Origin of the sequence: Halorubrum sp. Boch-26 (assembly GCF_029889805.1) — an archaeon.
Lineage (GTDB): Archaea > Halobacteriota > Halobacteria > Halobacteriales > Haloferacaceae > Halorubrum.
This window is the reverse complement of sequence record NZ_JARANT010000047.1, coordinates 1-20,423: the sequence shown is the minus strand read 5'-3', so window position 1 is coordinate 20,423 and position 20,423 is coordinate 1. Positions and strand designations below refer to the sequence as shown.

Below are 20,423 nucleotides of genomic sequence, written 5' to 3'. Positions count from 1 at the left end.
GGCCCGGGCGGGGCAGCGGCGGCCGCGGCGCTGGCCCAACAGGGCGTCGAGACGCTCGTCTTAGAGCGGGGCGTCGACGCCGGCTCGAAGAACGTCTCCGGCGGACTGATCTACGCCGAGGAGTCCGCGCCCTACACGATCGACGGGCTGTTCCCCGGATTCCGCGAGGCGGCGTCCGAGCGCCCGATCGACGAGTACTACATGCACAACGTCGCCGGCGACCGCGTGAAAACGTTCGACCTCGATCGGATCCACAACCACGACACCGACTGGTGTGAATCGGTGTTGCGCCGCCGGATGGACTCGTGGCTCGCTGAGCGCGTCCACGAGCTGACCCGCGAGACCGGCGGCGGGCTGCTCACCGAGGTCCGGGTCAACGGCCTGCTCCGCGAGGACGGCGAGATCGTCGGGGTCACCTGCGACGAGCTCGATCCCATCCGCGCGGACCTGATCGTCGGCGCCGACGGCGTCAACTCCGAGCTGGCGCGCGACGCCGGACTCATGAACTGGGACGACCCCGAAGACTGGTTCCAGGGGGTGAAAGCGGTCGTCGACATGGACCCGGACGTCATCAACGAGCGGTTCGGCGTGGACCCGGAGGGCGGCGCGGCCCACCTGTATTCGGGCGACCTGTTCGACGGCGTCCGCGGGGGCGGCTTCCTCTACACCAACGAGGACTCGCTGTCGATCGGGACGGTGTTCCACCTCGACTCGCTGACCGCACAGCGGGCGGAACCGCACGAACTGCTCAACGGTCTCCTCACTCACCCGCTGCTCGACCGCTGGTTCCAGGGAGAGTACGAGGAGCGCGAGTACTCGGCGAAGCTCGTTCCCGACTCGAAGAAGGTCGCGAATCCCTCACCGCACCGGGGACGACTCCTGCTCGTCGGCGACGCCGCCGGACAGATGCAGGCGCAGGGGCCGATCATCAAGGGAATGAACCACGCCGTGACCGCCGGCGGGCTCGCGGCCGAGGCCTTCGTCGACGCCCGGACGCGAGGGGACGCCTCGAAGGCGGGCGAGCTCTACGAACGGAAGCTCCGCGACGAGGGCGTGATGGAGAAGCTCCGTCCGCGGCGCTACCGGGCGACGCGGACCGTCTCCGAACACGACACCGTGAACCGGATCGGGAGCGCGCTGGTCGATTCGTCGCTGGGTGCGGCCGGCCTGCGGGCCTTCGACGGGCTCGCGGAGCGCGCGTTCAACTCCCCGCTGCTGCTCGGGATGGTGCCGGACTCCCGGTTCTCGTACGTCACCGTCCCGGCCCGGATCGCGGAGGTCCTCGGTGAGCCGGTCGAGGAACGCTTGCCCGCCGACTCGCGAGCCGACGACGCGGACGACGAGGCCGGGGTTCGCCCCCCGGACCTCGCGGACCGTATCGGCGACCTCACCTACGACGTCGGCGACCCGCATATCGAGCTCCGCGACGAGAGCTACGAGGCCAGCGGGGCCGCCGTGGCCGCCTGTCCGGTGAGCGCCGAGGACTTCGGCGGCGGCTGCTACCGCGACGAGACGATCCGGACGAACGGAGCGGAGAAGCACGTCGTCAGCCTCGACACACAGCCGTGCGTCGAGTGCGGTACCTGCGCCGTCGTCGCCGACACGGAGTGGGAACACCCCAGCGGCGGCAAGGGCGTCGAGTACAAGGAGGGATGACGTGACGGGGACGCGCTCCCGGTACGCCGACCGGATCGCGTCGCTCGCGGCGGAGGCTCGCGTCGCACGCAAGCGGTTCGACCCCGACTCGCTGCGGGACGACGACGGGAACGAGTCTGGGAACGCGGACGGCGCGTCGGAACGCGCGAACGACAGGTCGCAACACGCGGAGGTCGCTCTCGCGGGAACCGGCGTTTCTACCCTTGCGGAGGCGGCACTGGTCGCGGCCCGCGACGGACTCGGTCCGGTCGTCGGCGTGTATGTGGAGGCCCGCACGGCGGACGAGCCGGTTCGGTTCTCCGGACGGGAGCTCGACCGCCTTCACGCCGCGACGAGCGACTGGCTGGCCGTGTACGCCCGATGTCGGGGAGTTGCCGCCGATCCGGACGCGACCGTCCGCGAGGCCGCCGAACTGCTGGTCGACACACACGACATCACCGACGTTGCGGCGCTGCTCACGGGGACGCATCGCGACGATTCGTGAACGGCGACGGTCCGCGAACCGAGACATCACGCCCCGGTCCGGCGGACGCATTCCTCACGATCGTTCTGGGGAATACTTATCTGTTGTTGTGTGGTACCACGAGCCATGGAGCTCGCACAACGCGTTTCGATCGAGAACCGTGACCGGAAGGACATCTACGAGTACGTGGAGCGGCGCGGGTCGATATCGGCGGAGACGGCGCGCCGCGAGCTGGGATTCGACGAGGAAGCGTTCGGTCATCACCTCGCCGTGTTGCGACGTGACGGCTACGTGCGGGCGGATGACGGCGAGCTGAAGATCGCGTTCGACATTGACGCCGGAATGGTCCACGAGCACGACGACATCCGTTTCACGATCCGAACCGCACGACAGGCGGACCTCTCGGGGCTCGTCGGAATCATCCGGCAGGTGTCGAACGACGGGTCGTACATCGAGGCAGAGACCGTCGCCGACCTGATCGACTACGAGGAGATCCTGTTGCGGAACAACAGCGCCGAGTCGCGGATGTTCTTCGTGGCCACCGTGGAGGAACAGGTGGTCGGCTGGATCCACCTCGACCTCCCCCAAACCGAGAAGTTCCACCATACGGCGAGGCTCACTCTCGGCGTCCTCGACGAGTACCGCAGACGTGGAATCGGTACGACGCTGCTGGAGAAGGGGACCGCGTGGGCACGCGAGAACGACTTCGAGAAGCTGTACAACAGCATCCCCGCCACCAACGAGGAGGCCCGGGACTTCTTGGAGGCGCACGGGTGGCACACCGAGGCGACCCGCGATGACCACTACAGGATCGACGGCGAATACGTCGACGAAGTGATGATGGCGCGATCGTTGTAGGCGGCCCGAAGCGGCGATTTTTAGCGTGAGAACGCCCGTGAGGAGCAGCCCTGTGACGGACGGCCTCTCCGCGAGTGGCGTCGCGACGACTCCCCCTGCGACGGTCGTTCCCGGCTACGGCCACGCGTCTTCGTGACCGGGAAGCGGCTCCGCGACGACGCCGCCTCGCTGGACCAGCGCCCGCGCACAGGCCGGGCAGACGGCGTGGTCCGCCTCCCACGGAACGCGCAGACGAACGGCCGCCTGCCGCTCGCAGTCCGACTCCGTGCAGGTCGACGGGGGATCGCCCGCGTCGGCGGTCATACCCGACTCTCCGTTCGCGATCGCCTTCGGTGTTGGCCCCGCACCACCGCGGCCGCGGGTCACTCGCCGGTGAATCGATGGCGCTCGCGGAGCGCGAACTCCGTCCCGTACCGCTCGACGAGGGGCTCGTACGCGTCGCCGAGCGCGCGCATGCAGGCGGCCGTCGAGACGTAGCCGAGCTCGGCGGCGACCGATTCCCACGGGCGGCCCTGTAGGACCTTTCGGACGAGGAGGCGTCGCTCGCGGTCGTCGAGGAGGGGGGCTGTCCCGGAGTCGCCCTCCCCGTCTCCCTCGATCAGCGTTGCCATCGCCAAGTCCCGGAACGCGCCGGGCGCGCTGTCGTACATCCCGGGGCCGAACGACGCGCCGACGACGGAGCGCCACTCGGTCTCGGTCAGGTCGATCGGCATCGGCGCGGGACAGGCGCGAAGCGCGCCGGCGACCACGTCGGGGTCAACGTCGCGGTGGGCGTCTGAGAGCCCGTCTCGCTCGCGGTCCCGGAAGGCGGCGGCGTGGCGGTCGAGGAGCGACCGGCCCGCGTCGCTCGCCGGGCGCAGCATGATCGCCGAGTGCTCGCCGGAGGCGTCGTTGCGGGAGGTCGACAGGTGGACGGTCCGGTAGCCCGCCCGCCGCCAGAACCGGAGCAGTCGCGGGGTCGCGCCGTAGCCGACCGAGACGTAGTCGACGCCGTCCGCGTTCGCTTCCTCGCCGTCGTCCGCACCGAACTCGGCGCGGATCTCGTCGAGCAGGCGAGAACCGAATCCCTCGTCTCTGACGGCGTGGTGGGTCGCGATTCGGACGGTTCGGAGCCCCCGCGGCTCGGCGGCCGCCTCGTCCCGGAGCTGGCTCGTGAGCACGTCCGGCACCATGTTGCCCCGAACCCGCTCGCCCTCGTACATTCGCCGCCGCGTCTCGGCGTCGAGCCCGCCTTCCCGGGCCAGCAGCGCGACGGCGACGACCCGCCCCTCGGCGACGAGCGCCCGCGCCGAGAGGTTCGGCGCGTCGAGCAGCCGCGCGAGGTCGTTCGGCTCGGTGCGGTAGTGAGCGGCCACGAGCAGCCCGAACGCCTCCCCGAGCAGCGCTTCGTTCTCGAGCAGCTCGTCGGGGCCGAGCGCCCGATACGTCGCCTCTCCGAGCGCGCTCCCGGCGACCGCTTCGTCGACCGCGGGCCGCGCGTCGAGCAGGAGCGCCCGCGACGCCCACGCCTCGATCGGGTCGTTTCGGGCGTACCGGATCGGCTCGTCGAGCCGGACGTCCCGCACCGCCAGCGGGCCGTCGAGCAGCCGCTCGCGGAACCGAATTGCGAAGCCGCGGCCGGCCCCCTCGTAGCCGTGGACCGTCGTGCAGAACGCGACGGAGAGCGACTCGTCGATGAACCCCTCCAGCAGCCGAACCGGGAGCGCGGCCGCCTCGTCGACGATCGCGACGTCCGGGTCGCCGGGGAGCTCCGCGGCCTCGGCCGGCGGCAGGTACCGCACGCACCCGCCGCTCGGGGCGTCGATACGGCGGCTCTCGTCTTCAGCCACGTCTCCCTCGCTCCCGGCGTCACCTCCGTCGATCAGCTCCTCTGCCCGTGCGAACACCTCCGCGGCGTTGCGGAACGCGGGCGCGGTGACGAGCACGTCGGCGCCCTCGGCCGCGAGCGCGCCCGCCGCGAGCCCCGCCGCGCTCGACTTCCCCCGCCCTCGGTCCGCCTCGACGACGACCGCGTTGCCGGGGGGGGAGAGCGACTCGAACGCCCGCACCGCGCGCGTCTGATCCCCCGTGAGACACGCCTCGTACGCCGCGGCGGGGAACGTCGCGTTCGGCGGCGCGGTCGGCTCGGTTCTCGATTCGGTCTCTCTCGTTGTCTCCCTCGCCAACCCGTCTCGCTCGACGACGCCCCCTTCGGATCCGCCGACGGCCAGTGAGGCGATCGCGATCCCCGGATGCGCACGCACGGTGTCGACGAACCGCTCGCGGAACCGGCCTGTCACGTCGTCGACCCCGTACGGCGGGACTGCCAGCGAGTCGTCGAATCGGTCGCGGACACCGGGCCACTCGTCGAGCGCCGGCGTCAGAAGGACGAGGAGGCCGCCGCCGTCGACCGCGCCGACGCACCGCCCGAGCGCGTTCGGGACGAACTGCTCGTGGCAGTCGAGGACGACGACCTCGTGGGTCCGACCGAGCAGTTCGTCCGCGCTCCGCGGCCGGTGTTCCTCGAACCGGAACCCCTCGCGGGTGGAGACGACCGCGGTCGACGCGGGCTCGACCGCCTCGATCGCGGTGTAGGCCGCGTCGATCCCGCGGTCGCGGTCGCCGGCGAGGGCGAGGACGCGCCGCTCGTTCGTCGCTTCGGCCTCCCGTTTCGCGTCCCGCGCGAGCCCCGCGATCATTCGTTCGGTCGTCGTTGCCGGGGACCGGGGATGTGTCTTACCCTCCGGTCCGCTCGGCGGTCGGCGCTCCAGAACCGCCGACTCCCTCCGCGAGGCGGGAGGCTTACGGCGGCGCGGAGCGTCGTACCGCCCATGACTACGGTCACGCTCATCGGCACGCGGCTCGCGGACACGGGGCGCGAGTTCGTCTACGAGGGAGAGTCGCCCGACTGCGAGGGGTGTCCTTACCGGAGCCAGTGCCTCAACCTCTCCGAGGGGACCCGGTACCGCGTGACGGGGATCCGCGAGAACGCGCAGACCCTCGACTGCGCCGTTCACGACGCCGGCGTTCGGGCGGTCGAGGTCGAACCCGCGCCCGTCCCCGCGAACGTTTCGTCGAAGCAGGCGTACGCCGGCAGCCGCGTCTCGCTCGCGGGCCCGTGCCCCCACACCGAATGTCCGAGCCACGGGTACTGCGTCCCCGACGGCGCCGATTTCGATGACGAGCGCGTGATAGACCAGGTGCTCGGTGAGCCCCCGCACGACGAGTGCGCGCTCGATCGTGACCTGACGCTGGTGGAGTTCCGGGCGGAAGACGAGTAGCGAGCGGAAACCCGGCCGAGAGCCCTTACAGCTCGGTGACGGCGTTCAGGGTGATCCGGATCGCGCGCTCGACGTTGTCCTTGGCCTTCTCCGGGAGCTCGTCGTCCGAGTCCGCGCCCTTCTGCGTCCCCGCGACGAGGTTGCCGTCGACGGTGCAGATCGCGCCGGCCCGGAGCCCCTTCCGGCGCGCCAGCGAGAAGACGGTCGCGGCCTCCATCTCGATCGCGAGCAGGTTCGCGTCGTTCCAGTCGTCGACGTACTCGTCGCTCTCGTTGTAGAACGCGTCGTCGGAGACGATCGGGCCGACGTGGACGTCCTCGTCGTTGTCCTCGGCGGCGTCGACGAGCTCCCGAAGCGCGTCGTAGTCCGGGACCGCGGGGTACACCTCATCTTCGTAGCGCTTGCTCGTTCCCTCCTCTTTGGCCGCGCCCGTTGCGACCACCATGTCGCCGACCTCCATCTTCGTCTGCAGCGCGCCGCAGGTACCACACCGGAGGAACGTCTCGACGCCGACCCGCGAGAGCTCCTCGACGGCGATCGCGGCCGACGGGCAGCCGATCCCGGTCGAGCAGATCGTGAGGTCGGTCCCCTCGTAGCTCGCGTTGACGACCTTGTACTCGCGGTTCTGCGCGACGAGTTCGCTGTCGTCACACAGGTCGGCGATCCGGTCGACGCGTCCCGGGTCGCCGGGGATGATCGCGATCTCGTGGACGTCGCCCTCCTCGACCAGCAGGTGCGGCTGTTTCGCCATGTGCGCCGAGACAGCCGCCGCGCGCAAAAACGGACCGGTCGGGAGCGGGGGGTGGCGCCGCGAAGCGATTTTAATATCGCGCCATACGATTTATCAAGGGTTCGAACACCGCACTCTCCGCGCTACGACCAGACCGACTGCCTCGGCCGATCGCCCGGTTTATCGCCCGGTAGCGCCAGATCCGGGTATGAGCGACTCCGGCGGTTCCGTCGATCTCGTGCCGACGGTCGGTGCCCTCGTGGTCACGTTCCTCCTCGTCACGCCAATCGCGGGGACGCTCCTCGGTTTCAACTGGACGCAGGCCGTGCTACTCGGCGGGTTCGCCGGCTCCATGGCCGTCGCGTCGGCGTGGCTGACGGCGCGGCGGGCGGACGACTGAATTTCCGGCGAGTCGGTCGCCGAGGCCGTTATCGTAACTGAGACGCCGGGCGGAGGCTTTTATACGCGTCTGGGTTCGACATCTTACAATGCGATTTAGCCACGACCGTCGGGGCCAGTCGGTCGTGATCGGGACGGTGATCCTGTTCGGGTTCCTGATCGTGGCGCTCGGGATCTATCAGGTGCAGGTCGTGCCGACCGACAACGCAAATATCGAGTTCGAGCACAGCCAGCAGGTCGAGGGGGACTTCGTCGATATTCGCAACTCGATTTTGACTGCGGGGCAAACCGGAGATGCCCGATCGACATCCCTGAAACTGGGGGCGGCCTATCCTTCTCGAACATTCTTCGTGAACCCACCACCCGTGAGTGGATCGCTGTCGACGACGGAATCCAGACCGGTCCGCATCACCAATGTAACGATCGACGCCGAAGGCAACGCTGGGGCGTACTGGGAAAACCGCACGAACGGGACTAACGAGATCGCCTTCGACACGCGCTCGCTCCGGTACTCGCCGGACTACAACGAACTCCAAGACGGACCGGACCTCGTCTACGAACAGTCTCTGGTGCTCGCCGAATTCGACGACACGGTCCTCGGACGCACCGGCCAAACCACTTTGAACAGCGAGCGAAATCGGATCCAATTGACAGCGCTGGACGGCGACCTCTCCGCCTCGGGGGTCAACCGGCGGAGTATCGACCCGGATCCGCTCTCGGAGAGCCGTCGGTCCCTGGCGGTTAACGCAACGACCGACCCGTTGGTCATCGACATTCCGACGGACGTTCCGGCCGGCAAGGCGGCCAGCCTCGAAACCGCCTGGGAGCGCCGATTGGGGGACGCGGCACGAACCGTGACGGTCTCGGGCGGAACGGTCCGTATCGAGCTCGACCCGTCGGAGAACTACCGCCTGGATCTCGGGAAGGTCGGCGTCGGTACGGGTGCGACCGCTCCGGACGAATCGGACGGATACGTCACGCGGGTCTCGGGAACTGGCACGGCCGCCGTCGTAGAGGTCCGTGACCGCTTCAACAACCCCATCGAAGGGGCGGCCGTCGAGGTCAACGTCAGCGGAAACGTCTCCACGATGCTCACGGACGACGACGGTCGGGTATCGGTCACGCCGGAGGGAAGCCCGCGGATCGAGATGTCCATCAACGACGGTACTGAGGAGTGGGAAACCGTCGTCTTCCGCGCCGGCACCGTCGGCAGCGGGGCCGACGACGACAACATTAATCCGACCGGAGAGGACCAGATCGCTCTGAACGACGTGGGACTGAACGGAAACTCCGTCCTCCAGTTCCAGTTCGTCAACCAAGGCGACGAGGACCGGGAGTTCCGTGCGATCGAGTTCACCCTCTCGTACAGGCCCCAGGGCAACACCCGAGACACGTTCAGGATCACTGGGCCCGGGCCTCGAAATCAACGGGTGAATCTCCGCGGCGGGTTCGAAGACCTCGACGAGCCGTTCGTGATTCCGGCCGGTGAACGCCAGACGATAACGTTCACCTTCGATTCCAACGTCCGGGATGACCTCATCGGGATCAGCTTCGAGGACGACCTCAACCGGCGGTCTCTGTACATCTCTCCGGCCGAGGGATCCATCGACCAGCCTGACGGCTGACCGGACGGGCTCGCTTCGCGTCCGCCCTCCGAATTCTCGGTTCTGATACTTCAGACCGGACACTGATATACGCTTACTGTCAGATCCGACGTAGCCGCTGACACCCGAATGACTCGCGACCGCGCTCAGTCGACCACCGTCGGGACGATCCTACTCGTCGCCGTGTTTCTCGTCGTCGCTGCCACGGTCGGCGTGGCGGTCGTCGACGATGTGACGCCCGACGAGGAGCCGCTGGTCTCGGCCGAATTCGATGCCGACGGAACCGACCTCTCGATCAGCCATATCGGCGGTAACAGCCTCGGAAACGCCGACCTGCGACTGTTCCTCGACTCCGGCGGGAACACCACCCAAATCGAATTCAACCCGCCGCCGGACGAGCGCTTCTCCCCGGGTGATCGCCGCGAGTTCGGCGAAGTGCTGACGCCGGCTTCGACGACTCGCATCAGACTCGTCCATATCCCGTCGGGCACCGTGCTCGATGAGGGAACGGTCACCGCGGGAGCCGGCCCCGTTGAGACGGGTGCGATCGGGGGAACAGTCACCGAACGAGGCAGCTCGTCTATCCGAGCGTCGGGCGCCTCGTTCGCGCTCCGCCAGGTGTTGACGCCGCTCGACGGGGTTTCGGTGACCGTCTCCGGACCGAGCGACACCACCACGGTAACGACCGGGCCGAACGGCGCGTACCGCGTCGAGGGGCTCGAACCGGGGACTTACGAGGTGTCGACCTCGCCGGTGGATCTCGGCGCAGCGTCCGTCACCGCCGTCGTCGAGGCCAACGAGACGGCGACCGCCGACCTCGTCCTCGATCCGCCTGCGCCCGCCGAGTTCGCGGTGACGATCGACGACGCCGACGCTGAGGTGAACGCGGGGGAGCCGGTCGTGGTGAACGCGACGATCGAGAACGTCGGCGGGGAGTCGGGGACGCAGACGGTCGAGCTCACGGCCGGCGGGGCGACCGTCGACTCGGCATCCGTCACGCTCGCGGGCGGCGAGAGTCGTCGGATCTCGCTGGCGTGGCAGACGCTTCCGAGCGATGTCGGCGACACGGAGCTCGCGGTCGCGAGCGAGGACGACGCGGCGACGACGACCGTCGAGGTGCTCGACGCCGACACCGAGGCGGTCGCGTACGTCGACCGCGACGAGGACGGCGGCGCCGAAGAGCTGTTCACGACCACGGATCTGGCGTTCCTGAGCGACCTCGACGGACACTTCGTCGTCTTCGATGACGCGTCGGTGCCCGGTTCGATGGCGGTCGACGCCGACCGCGTCACGGTCGAGGACGGCGTCACGCTCGACGCGGTCTCGATCGATCTGGCCGGGCGTGACGGCGTCTCGCTCGGGGACGGGGCGACGCTCGACGCGTCGAGCGAGCGGCTCGCCGGCGCGGCGGCGGGCGATATCACGGTACGGTCGGGCGGTGACCTCGACGCGGCCGGCGTCACCGCGACGACGGCGGCACGGGCGTTATTCGGGGCTTCCGGGGGCGACATCGACGTCTCAGCCGCGGGCGATGTCGACGTGAGTCAGGGGGACTTCGACGCGACCAGCCGGGCGTGGATCAGCTCCGGCGACGGCACGATTCGGATCGCGAGCGACGACGGAACGGTCATCGCGACCGGCGCCAGGTTCGATCCGGATCCGACGATCGAATCGAACGCCGAGTAGTTCCACAATCGACGTAAACGACCATCGACAAAACCATATGCTGCCCTCGTGAACGACCGCGTATGACCGAAGTCGGCATCGACGCCGTCGAGATCTGGACCGGAAAGCTCAAGCTCGACTTGCCGGGCACGTTCGCGCCGGAGAAGGGCGACGACCCGGAGAAGTACACGAAGGGGCTCGGGCTCAACAACTCCTCGTTCCCGGACGTCTACGAGGACATCGTCACGATGGGCGCGAACGCCGCGAAGGGGCTGATGGACCGCAAGGGGCTGAAGCCGGCGGACATCGGCCGGATCGACGTCGCGACCGAGTCGGCGTTCGACCACTCGAAGCCGGTGTCGACGTACATCGCCGGCTGCCTCGAACAGGTGTACGACGGCGACTTCACCCACGCCAACAAGGGCGAGCGCAAGTTCGCCTGTCTGGCCGGCACGCAGGCGATAGACGACGCCTACAACTGGATCCGCGCCGGGCGGAACCGCGACCGTCCGGCGATCGTGATCACGACGGACACCGCCCTCTACGCTCGCGGCGACCCCGGCGAGGCGACGCAGGGGGCCGGCGCCGTCGCGATGCTGATCGACGAGGACCCCTCCGTCGTCGCGCTCTCGACGGATCAGGGGTACGGATCGAAGGACGAGACGGACTTCCTGAAGCCGAACCAGCAGTTCCCGAGCGTCGACGGGAAACGCTCGGTCCAGGTGTATCTCTCGCGGATGCGGGAGGCCCTCGAAGACTACGAGTCCGTCACCGACGACATCGAGCTCGACGACTTCGCGTACGCCCCGTTCCACACCCCGTTCCCGGGGATGGTCCGGAAGGCGGCCCTGCTGGCGTACCGTCACGTCATCCGCGACACGGAGTACGAAGATGCGCTCGCCGAGGAGATCGGCCGGCAGCCCCGCGAGGGCGACTACGCGGACCGCGAGGCCTACGAGGCGGCCATTCGCGACTACATGGACGATCTGAAGACCACCGAGCAGTATCAGACGTGGTACGACACCGCCGTGGAGCCGACGCTTGGGCTCTCGCGAGAGGTCGGTAACTGGTACACGAGCTCGGTCCACATCGCCCGCGTCAGCGCGCTTCGCGATGCCCTGACGCGTGACCGGTCGTTCGCAGGTGAGACGCTGCTCGTCGCCTCATACGGCTCCGGGGCGCAGGCGGAGATCCACGCGGAGACGGTCCGCGAGGGGTGGCGCGCGGAGATCGAGGGGCTCGACATCGACGACCAGCTCGCGGCCCGCTACGACCTCACGTGGGAGGAGTACGAAGACGTCCACGACGTCCACGAGTACGACATGGACGTGGAACGCGAGATCGAGGAGTTCACCCAGCCTGACGGGGAGTTCGTCTTCACCGGCTGGGGCCGGATGAACGAGCGGAAGTACGAGTACGTCGAGTAACCGTTCGGCGAGGCGCCGGCGGGCGAGAGGGCACCCTAGTAATTCCGTTTCTGTGGCTCCGCTACCCGTGAAAACGGGTCACACGACGCTTCTCGAATACGATGGGTTTAAACGACGTTAGGCTGAAAATCACCTCAATGGTAACCATCTACGACGTGCCGGCGGACGCCCTCATCGAGGAGGTCGCCGCACGACTCGAGGACCGGATCGACGAGCCCGAGTGGGTCGAGTTCGCCAAGAGCGGCTCCGGTAAGGAGCTTCCGCCCGAACAAGAGGACTTCTGGTACGTGCGCTCCGCGAGCCTCCTCCGGAAGGTCGCCCAGAACGAGCCCGTCGGCATCGAGCGGCTCGCCACCGAGTACGGCTCGAAGAGTCGCGGTTCGAACCGGTACTCGGTCCGTCCCGGCCGTCACTCCGGCGGTTCCCGCAACCTCATCCGCTCGTCGCTGCAGGCCCTCGAAGACGAGGGGCTCGTCACGACCGCCGCCGGCGAGGGCCGTCGCGTCTCCGACGAGGGCGAGGCGTTCCTCTCCGAGGTCGCCACCGAGGTCTTCGAAGACCTCGACCGTCCGGAACTCGAACGGTACGCGTAACTCCGCCTTACGGTCGAATTTTCGCTTTTCACGCCGCGCACCGTCTCCGAGTCTCGACTCTGTTCTCCGTCCAGAGCGGCGCTCCGCCCCTACGTGATCGTTTTCGGTAGCGATCGACCCGATCTCGCCTAGATAAATTTCATATCGCTATATGGAATCACGGCGGAACGGCGAGATCGGTCGGTGAAGACCCGATCTCGGCCCCGGTGTCTCATCTCGATAGTTCCCGATCGCGCCGAACCGAAGGAGTTCGGTGCGGTCAGACACCGAATTCTCGAAACCGGAAAACGATCGATAGCGCTTTTATTTTTTAGGCTGACCAAAAACCATGCGACTTGGCAGACGCCGTCTGCTGGTGACCGCTGGCGCAGCGCTCGGGACCGTACTGGCGGGTTGCAACGCGTCTCAACCGACCGACACGGACGACGCGGAAGCCGAGCCGTGGGCGACGGCGACGTCGACGGACCCGGCCGTCGCGGCCGAGTGGAACGCGATGCGCGCTCGGCTGTGGGACGCCCTCGCACTGGGGCGCTCCGGGGACACCGAGACCGGGGCGACCGTCGCGCGGGGAACGTTCGCGCGCTTCGAGGAGGCCTCGGGCGAGCGCGGCGCCCACGAGGTGCTCGAGGCGACGAGCGAGGAGAACTACGCCGAGTTCGAAGAGGCGCTCGGCGAGCTCCGGACGGCCGGACTCGAACCGGACGACCTCGGACGCGCGCGGGAGGAGGCGGTGATCGCCGACGCGCAGCTCGCGGCGGCGCAGCGGGAGCTCGCCGGCGAGGCGACGGCGAACGCCCTTGACCTCCAGCTGTTCGGCGCCGCCCTCGCCGACGCCGCGTTCCTCGCCTCCGCGGATCGGTTCGAGGCGGCCGAGACCGCGGCTCGGGACGCCCTCGACCGGTTCGACGAAGCGGCGGTCAGCGAGGCGCTGGAGTCTGCGGACGCGGACGCCCGCGAGACCTTCGCGGGCGCGGCAGAGGCGACGGCCGAGGCCGCCGACGAGGGGGACGCCGAGGCCGTCCGAACGAACGCGAGAGCGGCGTTCTCCGCGGCGATGGCGGGGAGCTACTCGCTGGCGGACGACGAGCCCGCCGCGGGCGCGGGCCACGTCGCAGCGCTCCAGGCCCGGGGCTGGGACGCCGCCGCGCTGGCGTCGGCGGGAGGCCCGTCGACCGCGTTCGCGCACGCGGCGACGCTGACCGCGTATCGGGCCCACGCGTACGACGCCCGACGGCTCGCGGCCGCGGGGGAGACCGATCGCGCGGCTGCGGTCGCGGGCGACGTGTTCACCCACTTCGAGGAGGCCCGCGTCCACGACGCGTTCGAATCCGCCGACGGCGAAGCGTACGAGGGGTTCGAAGGGGGGCTCTCCGACCTCCGGTCGGCCGCCGAATCGGGAGACCTCGACGCGGTCGCCGAGGCCGTCGAGGCGGTCGACTCGAACCTCGTGTCCGGGACCGAGGCGCTCGCGGGCGCCGACGCGCCCCCGCTCGAAGCGGCGTTCTTCCGAGCGCGTCTCGCCGACGCCCGCGAGCGCTACCGCTCGGGGGAGCCCGACGCGGCGGCGTCGATCGCGACGTCGACGTTCGACCGCTTCGAGCGGGACGAGCTCGGCGTTCACGAGGCCATCGAATCGACGAGCGAGGAGCTGTACGCCCGCTTCGAGGACGAACACCTGAGCGCTCTCATCGACGCGTACGAGAGCGGCGACGACCCGGCCGTCGAGACGCACGACGAGGGCGCCCGGTCGGCGCTGTTCGAGTTCGCGGTCGCGGCCGGCCGGACCGCGACGGTGAGCGCCGGCGAGGCGGCGTACGTGACCGCGAGGGGGTTCGACGCCGCCGCGCTCGACGCGGTCGGCGTGGACGACCGCGCCCGAAGCGTCGCGCAGGGGGTCTTCGAGCACTTCGAGTCCGGAGCGGGAGGGTTCCACGAGGCGCTGGAGTCCGCGGACGAGTCGCTGTACGAGTCGTTCGAGGGGCGGCTCGAAGCCGTGATCGCGGCCGCGGACGCGGGCGAGGAGGTGTATCCCGCCGCGGTGCGGTTCGACGCCGAGGCGGTGGCGGCGGCCTACGCCGTCGTCGAGGCCGCCGGCGGGTCCGACTCGTCGGCCGCGGCCGACCCGCTGCAGGCGACGTTCGCCCACTTCGAGGAGGCCCGCGTCCACGACGCGCTCGAGGCGGCCGACCGGAACGCGTACGAGTCGTTCGAGGCGGCCCTCGACCGGTACGTCGCCGCGGTCCGAGGAGACGGTGAGGTGCGTGACGCCGCCGAGTCGTTCGCCCGCGCCGCTCAGTACGCGCAGTTCGCGCTCGTGGACGGCGTCGAAGAGCTGCCGCTCGATCTCGAACTCGCCGGCGCCGGCGGCTCGGAGTCGGCGGGCGGCGAGACGGACCTCGAAGGGGGACCGAACGTCGTCGAGGGCGTCCCGGACGACGCCGACCACGTCGTCGACATGAACGCGGTCGCGTTCGATCCCGCGGAGATCACCGTCTCGCAGGGCGACACGGTCGCGTGGCGGTTCAACGCCGGAGAGCCGCACTCGGTAACGGCGTTTCGGGACGGGATTCCGGACGGGGCCGACTACTGGGCCTCCGGCGAGTTCGACTCGGAGGAAGCGGCCCGGACCGGCTGGGAGAACGGAGCGGGGGCCGTGCAGTCCGGGGAGTCATTCGTCCGCACGTTCGAGACCCTCGGGACGCACGAGTACGTCTGTATCCCCCACGAGGCCGCCGGCATGGTCGGGACCGTCGCCGTCGAGTAGCGCGGGGGACGGCGCTCGCGTCCGCCCGACGATCGCGGGCTCCCGACCGGTGATACCTCACCGTCCGGCACGGCGCAGCGACGAGCTACCCCGTGTTCTTCATCCCGGCCGCGATGCCGTTGACGGTGAGCCGGAGGGTCCGCTCCTCCTCGTCGGTGCGGTGGGTCCGGCCGAGCAGGTTCGCCTGCAGCAGGTTCAGCGGGTCGACGTATGGGTTCCGCCGATCGAGGCTCTCCTCGAGCCACTCGCGCCGGATCAGGTCGTCGCGGCCGCTGATCGCCAAGACGAGCTCGCGTCCGCGCTCGTACTCGCCGATCAGTTCGGGGAAGAAGCGCTCGCGGAGCTCGTCGTCGGCGAGATCGGCGTACTCGGCGGCGATCTCGGGCTCCGTGCGGGCGAGCGCGAGGGCGGCGTTGTCGAGCGTCGTTCGGAAGAACGGCCACTCGGCGTACATCTCGTGGAGCGTTTCCAGCCCGTCCTCCTCACCGACCTCGTCGAGGTAGGCGTCGAGCCCGGAGGCGAGCGAATACCAGCCGGGGAGGATGAGCCGCGTCTGGGTCCACGAGAACACCCACGGGATCGCGCGGAGGTCCTCGACGGTGCGCTCACCGGAGCGGGAGGCGGGCCGCGAGCCGAGGTTGAGGTCCTCGACGACGGAGATGGGCGTCGCCTGCCCGAAGTAGGAGACGAAGCCGTCGGTGTTCAGGAGGTCGCGGTACGTCTCGCGGGCCGCGGGCGCCATCGTCTCCATCGCCTCGACCCACGACTGGGGGACGTCCTCGGTGGGCTCCTCGTTCGCCTCGTGGCGGGCGCGGATCTGCGCGTCGAGCATCTGTTCGAGCTCGCGCTCGGCGATCCGCGGGTTGGCGTACTTCTCGGCGATCGCCTCGCCCTGCTCGGTGAATTTCACCTGCCCGGTGACGGTCTCGTTCGGGAGCGCGAGCAGCGCCTCGTTCATCGGGCCGCCGCCGCGTGAGATGGAGCCGCCGCGGCCGTGGAACAGCCGGAGCGTCACGTCCTCCTCGCGACAGAACTGCGCGATTCGCCGCTGATTCTCGTAGAGGTCCCAGTTCGCGGCGAGGAACCCGTTCTCCTTGTTGGAGTCGGAGTAACCCAGCATCACCTCCTGTACATCGCCGCGGACCTCCAGCGCGGTCGCGTACGCCTCGTTGTCGAACAGCGCCCCGAGGATGCGCTCGGCGCCGTTGAGCGCGGACTCGGTCTCCAGCAGGGGGACGACGTCGAGCCCGCAGTGGTCCGGCAGCGAGACGGCGCCGACCTGGTCGGCCAAGAAGAGCACCTCGAGCACGTGGCTCGGCTCCTCGGTCATCGAGATGCAGTAGGTGTCTATCGCCTGCTGGCCGTACTCCTCCTGCCAGCCGGCGAGCTCGCTGAACCGCTCGAGCACGCGCTCGGTCGTCTCGGAGACGTCGCCGGGTTCGTCGGGGTCGATGACGGGGTCGTCCTGCAGGATGGCCTCGGTGAGGAACTCCTCGCGGGCCGCCTCGTCCATCTCGCGGTAGTCGACCCCCTCGCTCGCGACCGCCTCGGCGACGGCCTCGGTGTGGTTCTCGCGGTGGTCGCGGAGGTCGAGCGAGGCGAGCGTGAAGCCGAACGTGTCCACCTGCCGGCGGAGGGGTTCGACGAACGACTCGCGGACGGCATCCTGCCCGTCGGCCCGGAGCGACTCGGCGATCGCGTCGAGGTCGGCGAGGAACGCGTCGCCGTCGGGGTACTCGCCGGGGCGCACGTCGTCGACGCGGTCGAGCCGCTCGCGCATCAGCCGGAGCTTCTGGCGGTACGGCTCGTCGGGGTAGCGCTCCCGGGCCTCCTCGACGACGGTCGGGAACCGCTCGGCGTCGTCGGCGAGCGACTCCGTGAGCCGATCGTCGATCGCGTATCGCTCGCCGTCTTGGCTCAACACGGCGGAGAGCCGCTTGCACTGTTCGCGGTACTTCTCGATGGCGACCGCCCGCTGGCGTTCGAGCGTCTCGTCGGTGACCTCGGGCGTGACGAAGGGGTTGCCGTCGCGGTCCGATCCCGCCCACGAGCGGAACTCGAACAGCTTCGGGCAGTCGACGTCGCCGTACTCACTGGAGATGGTCTCCTCGAACTCCTCGTAGGCGTCGCCGACGACATCGAAGAGAGTGTTCTCTAGGTACCAGCCGACGTTGCGCGCCTCGTCTTCCGGCTCCGGGCGCCGCTGGCGTACCTGTCGGGTACCCCAGAGGCTCGTCACCTCGGCGGTGACGTCGCGCCAGGTCGCGTTGCGCTCGCGCTCGGTGAGGTTGCGCTCGTCGAGGTCCTCCAAGTGGTTGGCGATCGACCGCAGCTTCGCCTTCACCGTCGCCCGTCGGGCCTCGGTCGGGTGCGCGGTGAACGTCGGCTCGATGAGCACGTCCTCCAACAGCTCGCGCAGCTCGTCCGGTCCGACCCCCTGCTCGGCGAACTCCGCGACCGTGGCCTCGAAGGAGTCGTGGAGGGCGCCCTCGTCGTCGGCGTTCCGGATGGCGCGAACCCGCTCGCGCTCCTCGGCGAGGTTGATCAGCTCGAAGTACGTGGTGAACGCCCGGGCGACGATCTCCTCGCGGTTCGACGAGAGATCGCCGACCGACGCTTGGAGCCGGTCGCGGCTCTCTACGTCGCCGCGGCGGTACCGGATCGCGGCGTTCCGAAGGTCTTCGACCGTCTCGTACGCTTCCGTGGAGGCCTGTGCGGCGAGGACGTCCCCCACGAGCGCGCCGAGCTCCCGGACGTCCGTCCGCACGTCTCGATTGTGCAACTCCATACCACAGTGACACCCGTCGCCGCGGGTTAAATCCGATGTCTGAACGAATGTTTGCCTCGGTACCGAGTGAATATACCGATCGATCGTATACCGATCGGACGCTCGGTCATCGCTCTCCGTCACGGCGGTGCCGATCCGACCGGAATCGGTCGGTTTCGTCCGATTCCGGTCGGCCGGCCCCTCGGGGGGCGGGTTCGTCACCCTTTTTACCGATCCATCCCGAACCACGCGTATGAGTAAGTCCGACAAGTATCCGGCCGAGTCCGGTCGGCGGCGCTTCGTCAAGGGCGTCGTCGGGGGTGCGGCCCTCGCGGGCGTCGGGGCGATGGGGTCGGCGACCGTGAACACGCTGACGACCTCCGGCGGGGTCGGGGGCGGCGCGACGGTCGCGACGACGATCGCGCAGACCGGTGGTCCGGCGCCGCGCGGCCTCCCGCAGATTCCGCTCCAAGTGACCGACGACGGATACATCGAAGGGATCTGGCCCGAGACGACGACGATCACGCAGGAGGGCCAAGAGATCCAGGTCGCCCAACAGGACCTCGGCGGGAAGACCTACTCGGGCGAGTGGTTCCAGTACTGCGGCGTGGAGTCGCAGGAGAACGTCGCGCCGGGCTTCGAGTCGGACAATCTGTTCCGCGCCGCGCCCGGGAAGTACGACTGGCAGGACGAGACGTACGACGCGGGCGATCGGATCCACGTCGACGACTTCGGCGACTACGACGAGTGGGGCAACGGGATCGGCGACGACGGCGTGGGGAAGCCGGCCTCGGTCACGTGGCGGTCCGAGGACGCCGACACCAATCTGAACGCGATCGTCATCCGCTCGCCGCGGATCGAGGAGGCCGTCGAGAACTCCGACGACGAGTGGCTCCAAGCGTCCACCGATCAGGGGTTCATCGCGTACCTCAACGTCTGTACCCACTTCTGTTGTATCCCCGACTACAAGGTGTTAGAGGAGTCCGCCCGGTACGACGCCGCGAACGGAAGCTACTGCGTCTGTCACCAGTCGGTGTACGACCCGTTCACGCTCGAAGAGGCGCTGTTCATCGCCCGCCCGCGGCCTGACGAGTAACGTCGGCCGCTTCAGACACGCCGATCGCGACGACTCCGTCGGTTCTTCCCGCTCCGATTCGGTCCCGTCGTTAGAGCGAGCGCCGCGCTTTTGCCTCGGCTCCGCGTACGCGTGTCCATGAGCGACGACACGACGCCCGTCGACGGAACTCCCTCCAGCGACGGCGCGTCCGACGGCGACGAGACCGCTGCCGCCGAGAACGAAACGGACGCCGGCGGCGAATTCGCCGCCGAACTCGACCGCGCTCGCGGCCTCCTCGACGGCGACGATATCGAGGCGGTCCACGTCGGCGTCGTCCGCGACGGCGAGGTCGACACGACGTTCGCGCAGCGGGCGGACGACGGTCCCGAGGGTGAGGGGCTCCGCGCGCTCGCGTTGCTCGCGGCGCACGTGCGGCTGGTCGCGAGCGAGGCCGGCGTCGAGCCCGCCGCGGTCGCCGGCGACGCGGCGACGCTCGCGGGACGGGTGGATCGGATCCCCGCCAGCACGGACGACCTGCCGGAGGAGTGACGACCGCCGAGCAGGGCCTCTGCGGGGCCGCGCACGCGACCCGCCGCCGTCCCGAGACCCTCTCGTCTTCCGACTACTTCGCCCGAATTCGCGAGAGCTGGTGAGCAACGCCCGCGAGCGCGACGAGGAGTATCACGAGGTTGAACGCGGCCAGCGCGATCGGCTGGTAGGCCGGATCGAGCCACGTCCGGATCGCGGCGCCGCTCTGGCTGTAGAAGCCCCAGCCGGCGACCAACGCGAGCAGGACCAGCGCGGCGAGGCCGATCCGGTCGAGGATGCCGCGGAGGCGGTCGGTCGAGAGCCGGCCGATCGCCCCGTCGGTCGATCCGGCGGTCGATTCGGTGGTTGCGCTCGGTTCGCCCGTCTCGGTCGTGTCGGCGTCGATATCGGTCATGGGATCGGTTGCGGGTCGGTCGGGGTCGCGATCGGCGTCGGAGTCGATCGTCGGGCCGCTCTCGCCTCTGGCGGGTCGCCCGTCGTCGGTCATGGTCGCCTCCGCGCGTACAGCGCCGCGGCGAGGAGCGCGACGAGCGCGACGACCGGCCCGAACCCGGGCGTGCCGTCGGCGGTGCCGTCTTCGCCGGGGGGCCGCTCGCCGTCGGCCGCGTCGTCGCCGGCGCCGGCCGTGCCG

General features: G+C 69.4%; 18 protein-coding genes. 12 read left to right on the top strand and 6 right to left on the bottom strand.

The genetic code is table 11. The annotated features are described in order from the left end of the window. The 3 genes from OQF71_RS08545 to OQF71_RS08535 all read left to right on the top strand — a co-directional run. Positions 1 to 1,656 (top strand): FAD-dependent monooxygenase (locus tag OQF71_RS08545; RefSeq protein ID WP_280587067.1); only part of this gene is annotated, 1,656 nt, incomplete at its 5' end. A 1-nt stretch (position 1,657) separates the two neighbouring features. After that, entirely contained in the window at positions 1,658 to 2,140 is a 483-nt protein-coding gene (locus OQF71_RS08540) for a hypothetical protein (RefSeq protein ID WP_280587066.1), read from the top strand. 105 nt (positions 2,141 to 2,245) lie between these two features. Then, a complete protein-coding gene (locus tag OQF71_RS08535) occupies positions 2,246 to 2,977 on the top strand; it encodes a GNAT family N-acetyltransferase (RefSeq protein WP_280587065.1) in 732 nt (243 codons plus the stop codon). 114 nt (positions 2,978 to 3,091) lie between these two features. Here the strand turns inward: OQF71_RS08535 and OQF71_RS08530 are convergent, their stop codons facing one another. Continuing rightward, positions 3,092 to 3,280, bottom strand: coding sequence for a hypothetical protein (locus tag OQF71_RS08530; protein WP_280587064.1), 189 nt, complete (start codon positions 3,278 to 3,280; stop codon positions 3,092 to 3,094). Between the two features lie 59 nt (positions 3,281 to 3,339). Continuing rightward, positions 3,340 to 5,655, bottom strand: coding sequence for a tRNA(Met) cytidine acetyltransferase TmcA (gene tmcA, locus OQF71_RS08525; RefSeq protein ID WP_280587063.1), 2,316 nt, complete (start codon positions 5,653 to 5,655; stop codon positions 3,340 to 3,342). A 132-nt stretch (positions 5,656 to 5,787) separates the two neighbouring features. Between tmcA and OQF71_RS08520 the strand changes: the two genes are divergently transcribed. Next, positions 5,788 to 6,237 (top strand): UPF0179 family protein, encoded by a 450-nt coding sequence (locus OQF71_RS08520; RefSeq protein ID WP_280587062.1) that lies wholly within the window; start codon positions 5,788 to 5,790, stop codon positions 6,235 to 6,237. A 25-nt stretch (positions 6,238 to 6,262) separates the two neighbouring features. On the opposite strand, the gene OQF71_RS08515 is transcribed toward OQF71_RS08520, so the two are convergent. Beyond that, on the bottom strand, positions 6,263 to 6,988 hold the full coding sequence (locus tag OQF71_RS08515) for a nucleoside phosphorylase (RefSeq protein WP_280587061.1): 726 nt from the start codon (positions 6,986 to 6,988) through the stop codon (positions 6,263 to 6,265). A 187-nt stretch (positions 6,989 to 7,175) separates the two neighbouring features. Between OQF71_RS08515 and OQF71_RS08510 the strand changes: the two genes are divergently transcribed. From OQF71_RS08510 to OQF71_RS08485, 6 genes are all read left to right on the top strand, one after another. After that, on the top strand, positions 7,176 to 7,367 hold the full coding sequence (locus tag OQF71_RS08510) for a hypothetical protein (protein ID WP_280587060.1): 192 nt from the start codon (positions 7,176 to 7,178) through the stop codon (positions 7,365 to 7,367). An 88-nt stretch (positions 7,368 to 7,455) separates the two neighbouring features. Further along, positions 7,456 to 8,991: an Ig-like domain-containing protein gene (locus OQF71_RS08505; protein ID WP_280587059.1), complete on the top strand. Its 1,536-nt coding sequence runs from the start codon at positions 7,456 to 7,458 to the stop codon at positions 8,989 to 8,991. A 108-nt stretch (positions 8,992 to 9,099) separates the two neighbouring features. After that, positions 9,100 to 10,656, top strand: a complete 1,557-nt coding sequence (locus OQF71_RS08500; protein ID WP_280587058.1) for a carboxypeptidase regulatory-like domain-containing protein — start codon at positions 9,100 to 9,102, stop codon at positions 10,654 to 10,656. Between the two features lie 62 nt (positions 10,657 to 10,718). Further along, positions 10,719 to 12,062, top strand: coding sequence for a hydroxymethylglutaryl-CoA synthase (gene hmgB / locus OQF71_RS08495; RefSeq protein WP_280587057.1), 1,344 nt, complete (start codon positions 10,719 to 10,721; stop codon positions 12,060 to 12,062). Positions 12,063 to 12,199: 137 nt separating this feature from the next. Beyond that, positions 12,200 to 12,655 (top strand): 30S ribosomal protein S19e, encoded by a 456-nt coding sequence (locus tag OQF71_RS08490; RefSeq protein ID WP_280587056.1) that lies wholly within the window; start codon positions 12,200 to 12,202, stop codon positions 12,653 to 12,655. Between the two features lie 328 nt (positions 12,656 to 12,983). Beyond that, a complete protein-coding gene (locus OQF71_RS08485) occupies positions 12,984 to 15,419 on the top strand; it encodes a DUF5059 domain-containing protein (protein WP_280587055.1) in 2,436 nt (811 codons plus the stop codon). 85 nt (positions 15,420 to 15,504) lie between these two features. Here the strand turns inward: OQF71_RS08485 and ppc are convergent, their stop codons facing one another. Beyond that, positions 15,505 to 18,207 (bottom strand): phosphoenolpyruvate carboxylase, encoded by a 2,703-nt coding sequence (gene ppc, locus OQF71_RS08480; protein WP_280587054.1) that lies wholly within the window; start codon positions 18,205 to 18,207, stop codon positions 15,505 to 15,507. Positions 18,208 to 18,439: 232 nt separating this feature from the next. On the opposite strand from ppc, the gene OQF71_RS08475 reads away from it, so the two are divergent. Beyond that, the gene (locus OQF71_RS08475; RefSeq protein ID WP_280587053.1) at positions 18,440 to 19,282 is read left to right on the top strand and encodes a ubiquinol-cytochrome c reductase iron-sulfur subunit; all 843 of its coding nucleotides are present in this window, start codon (positions 18,440 to 18,442) and stop codon (positions 19,280 to 19,282) included. A 117-nt stretch (positions 19,283 to 19,399) separates the two neighbouring features. Beyond that, positions 19,400 to 19,792: a hypothetical protein gene (locus tag OQF71_RS08470; protein ID WP_280587052.1), complete on the top strand. Its 393-nt coding sequence runs from the start codon at positions 19,400 to 19,402 to the stop codon at positions 19,790 to 19,792. A gap of 73 nt (positions 19,793 to 19,865) precedes the next feature. On the opposite strand, the gene OQF71_RS08465 is transcribed toward OQF71_RS08470, so the two are convergent. Both OQF71_RS08465 and OQF71_RS08460 read right to left on the bottom strand, forming a co-directional pair. Further along, the gene (locus OQF71_RS08465) at positions 19,866 to 20,279 is read right to left on the bottom strand and encodes a hypothetical protein (RefSeq protein WP_280587050.1); all 414 of its coding nucleotides are present in this window, start codon (positions 20,277 to 20,279) and stop codon (positions 19,866 to 19,868) included. Beyond that, positions 20,276 to 20,423: PGF-CTERM sorting domain-containing protein (locus OQF71_RS08460; protein ID WP_280587069.1), on the bottom strand; the 148-nt coding region annotated here is incomplete at its 5' end. The genes OQF71_RS08460 and OQF71_RS08465, both read right to left, overlap by 4 nt.

Coding starts and splice junctions, on each gene's coding strand:
- OQF71_RS08485 (WP_280587055.1), top strand. CDS start 12,984: ATGCGACTTGGCAGACGCCGTCTGCTGGTGACCGCTGGCGCAGCGCTC.
- OQF71_RS08470 (WP_280587052.1), top strand. CDS start 19,400: ATGAGCGACGACACGACGCCCGTCGACGGAACTCCCTCCAGCGACGGC.
- OQF71_RS08510 (WP_280587060.1), top strand. CDS start 7,176: ATGAGCGACTCCGGCGGTTCCGTCGATCTCGTGCCGACGGTCGGTGCC.
- OQF71_RS08505 (WP_280587059.1), top strand. CDS start 7,456: ATGCGATTTAGCCACGACCGTCGGGGCCAGTCGGTCGTGATCGGGACG.
- OQF71_RS08520 (WP_280587062.1), top strand. CDS start 5,788: ATGACTACGGTCACGCTCATCGGCACGCGGCTCGCGGACACGGGGCGC.
- ppc (WP_280587054.1), bottom strand. CDS start 18,207: ATGGAGTTGCACAATCGAGACGTGCGGACGGACGTCCGGGAGCTCGGC.
- tmcA (WP_280587063.1), bottom strand. CDS start 5,655: ATGATCGCGGGGCTCGCGCGGGACGCGAAACGGGAGGCCGAAGCGACG.
- hmgB (WP_280587057.1), top strand. CDS start 10,719: ATGACCGAAGTCGGCATCGACGCCGTCGAGATCTGGACCGGAAAGCTC.
- OQF71_RS08500 (WP_280587058.1), top strand. CDS start 9,100: ATGACTCGCGACCGCGCTCAGTCGACCACCGTCGGGACGATCCTACTC.
- OQF71_RS08490 (WP_280587056.1), top strand. CDS start 12,200: ATGGTAACCATCTACGACGTGCCGGCGGACGCCCTCATCGAGGAGGTC.
- OQF71_RS08515 (WP_280587061.1), bottom strand. CDS start 6,988: ATGGCGAAACAGCCGCACCTGCTGGTCGAGGAGGGCGACGTCCACGAG.
- OQF71_RS08465 (WP_280587050.1), bottom strand. CDS start 20,279: ATGACCGACGACGGGCGACCCGCCAGAGGCGAGAGCGGCCCGACGATC.
- OQF71_RS08535 (WP_280587065.1), top strand. CDS start 2,246: ATGGAGCTCGCACAACGCGTTTCGATCGAGAACCGTGACCGGAAGGAC.
- OQF71_RS08530 (WP_280587064.1), bottom strand. CDS start 3,280: ATGACCGCCGACGCGGGCGATCCCCCGTCGACCTGCACGGAGTCGGAC.
- OQF71_RS08475 (WP_280587053.1), top strand. CDS start 18,440: ATGAGTAAGTCCGACAAGTATCCGGCCGAGTCCGGTCGGCGGCGCTTC.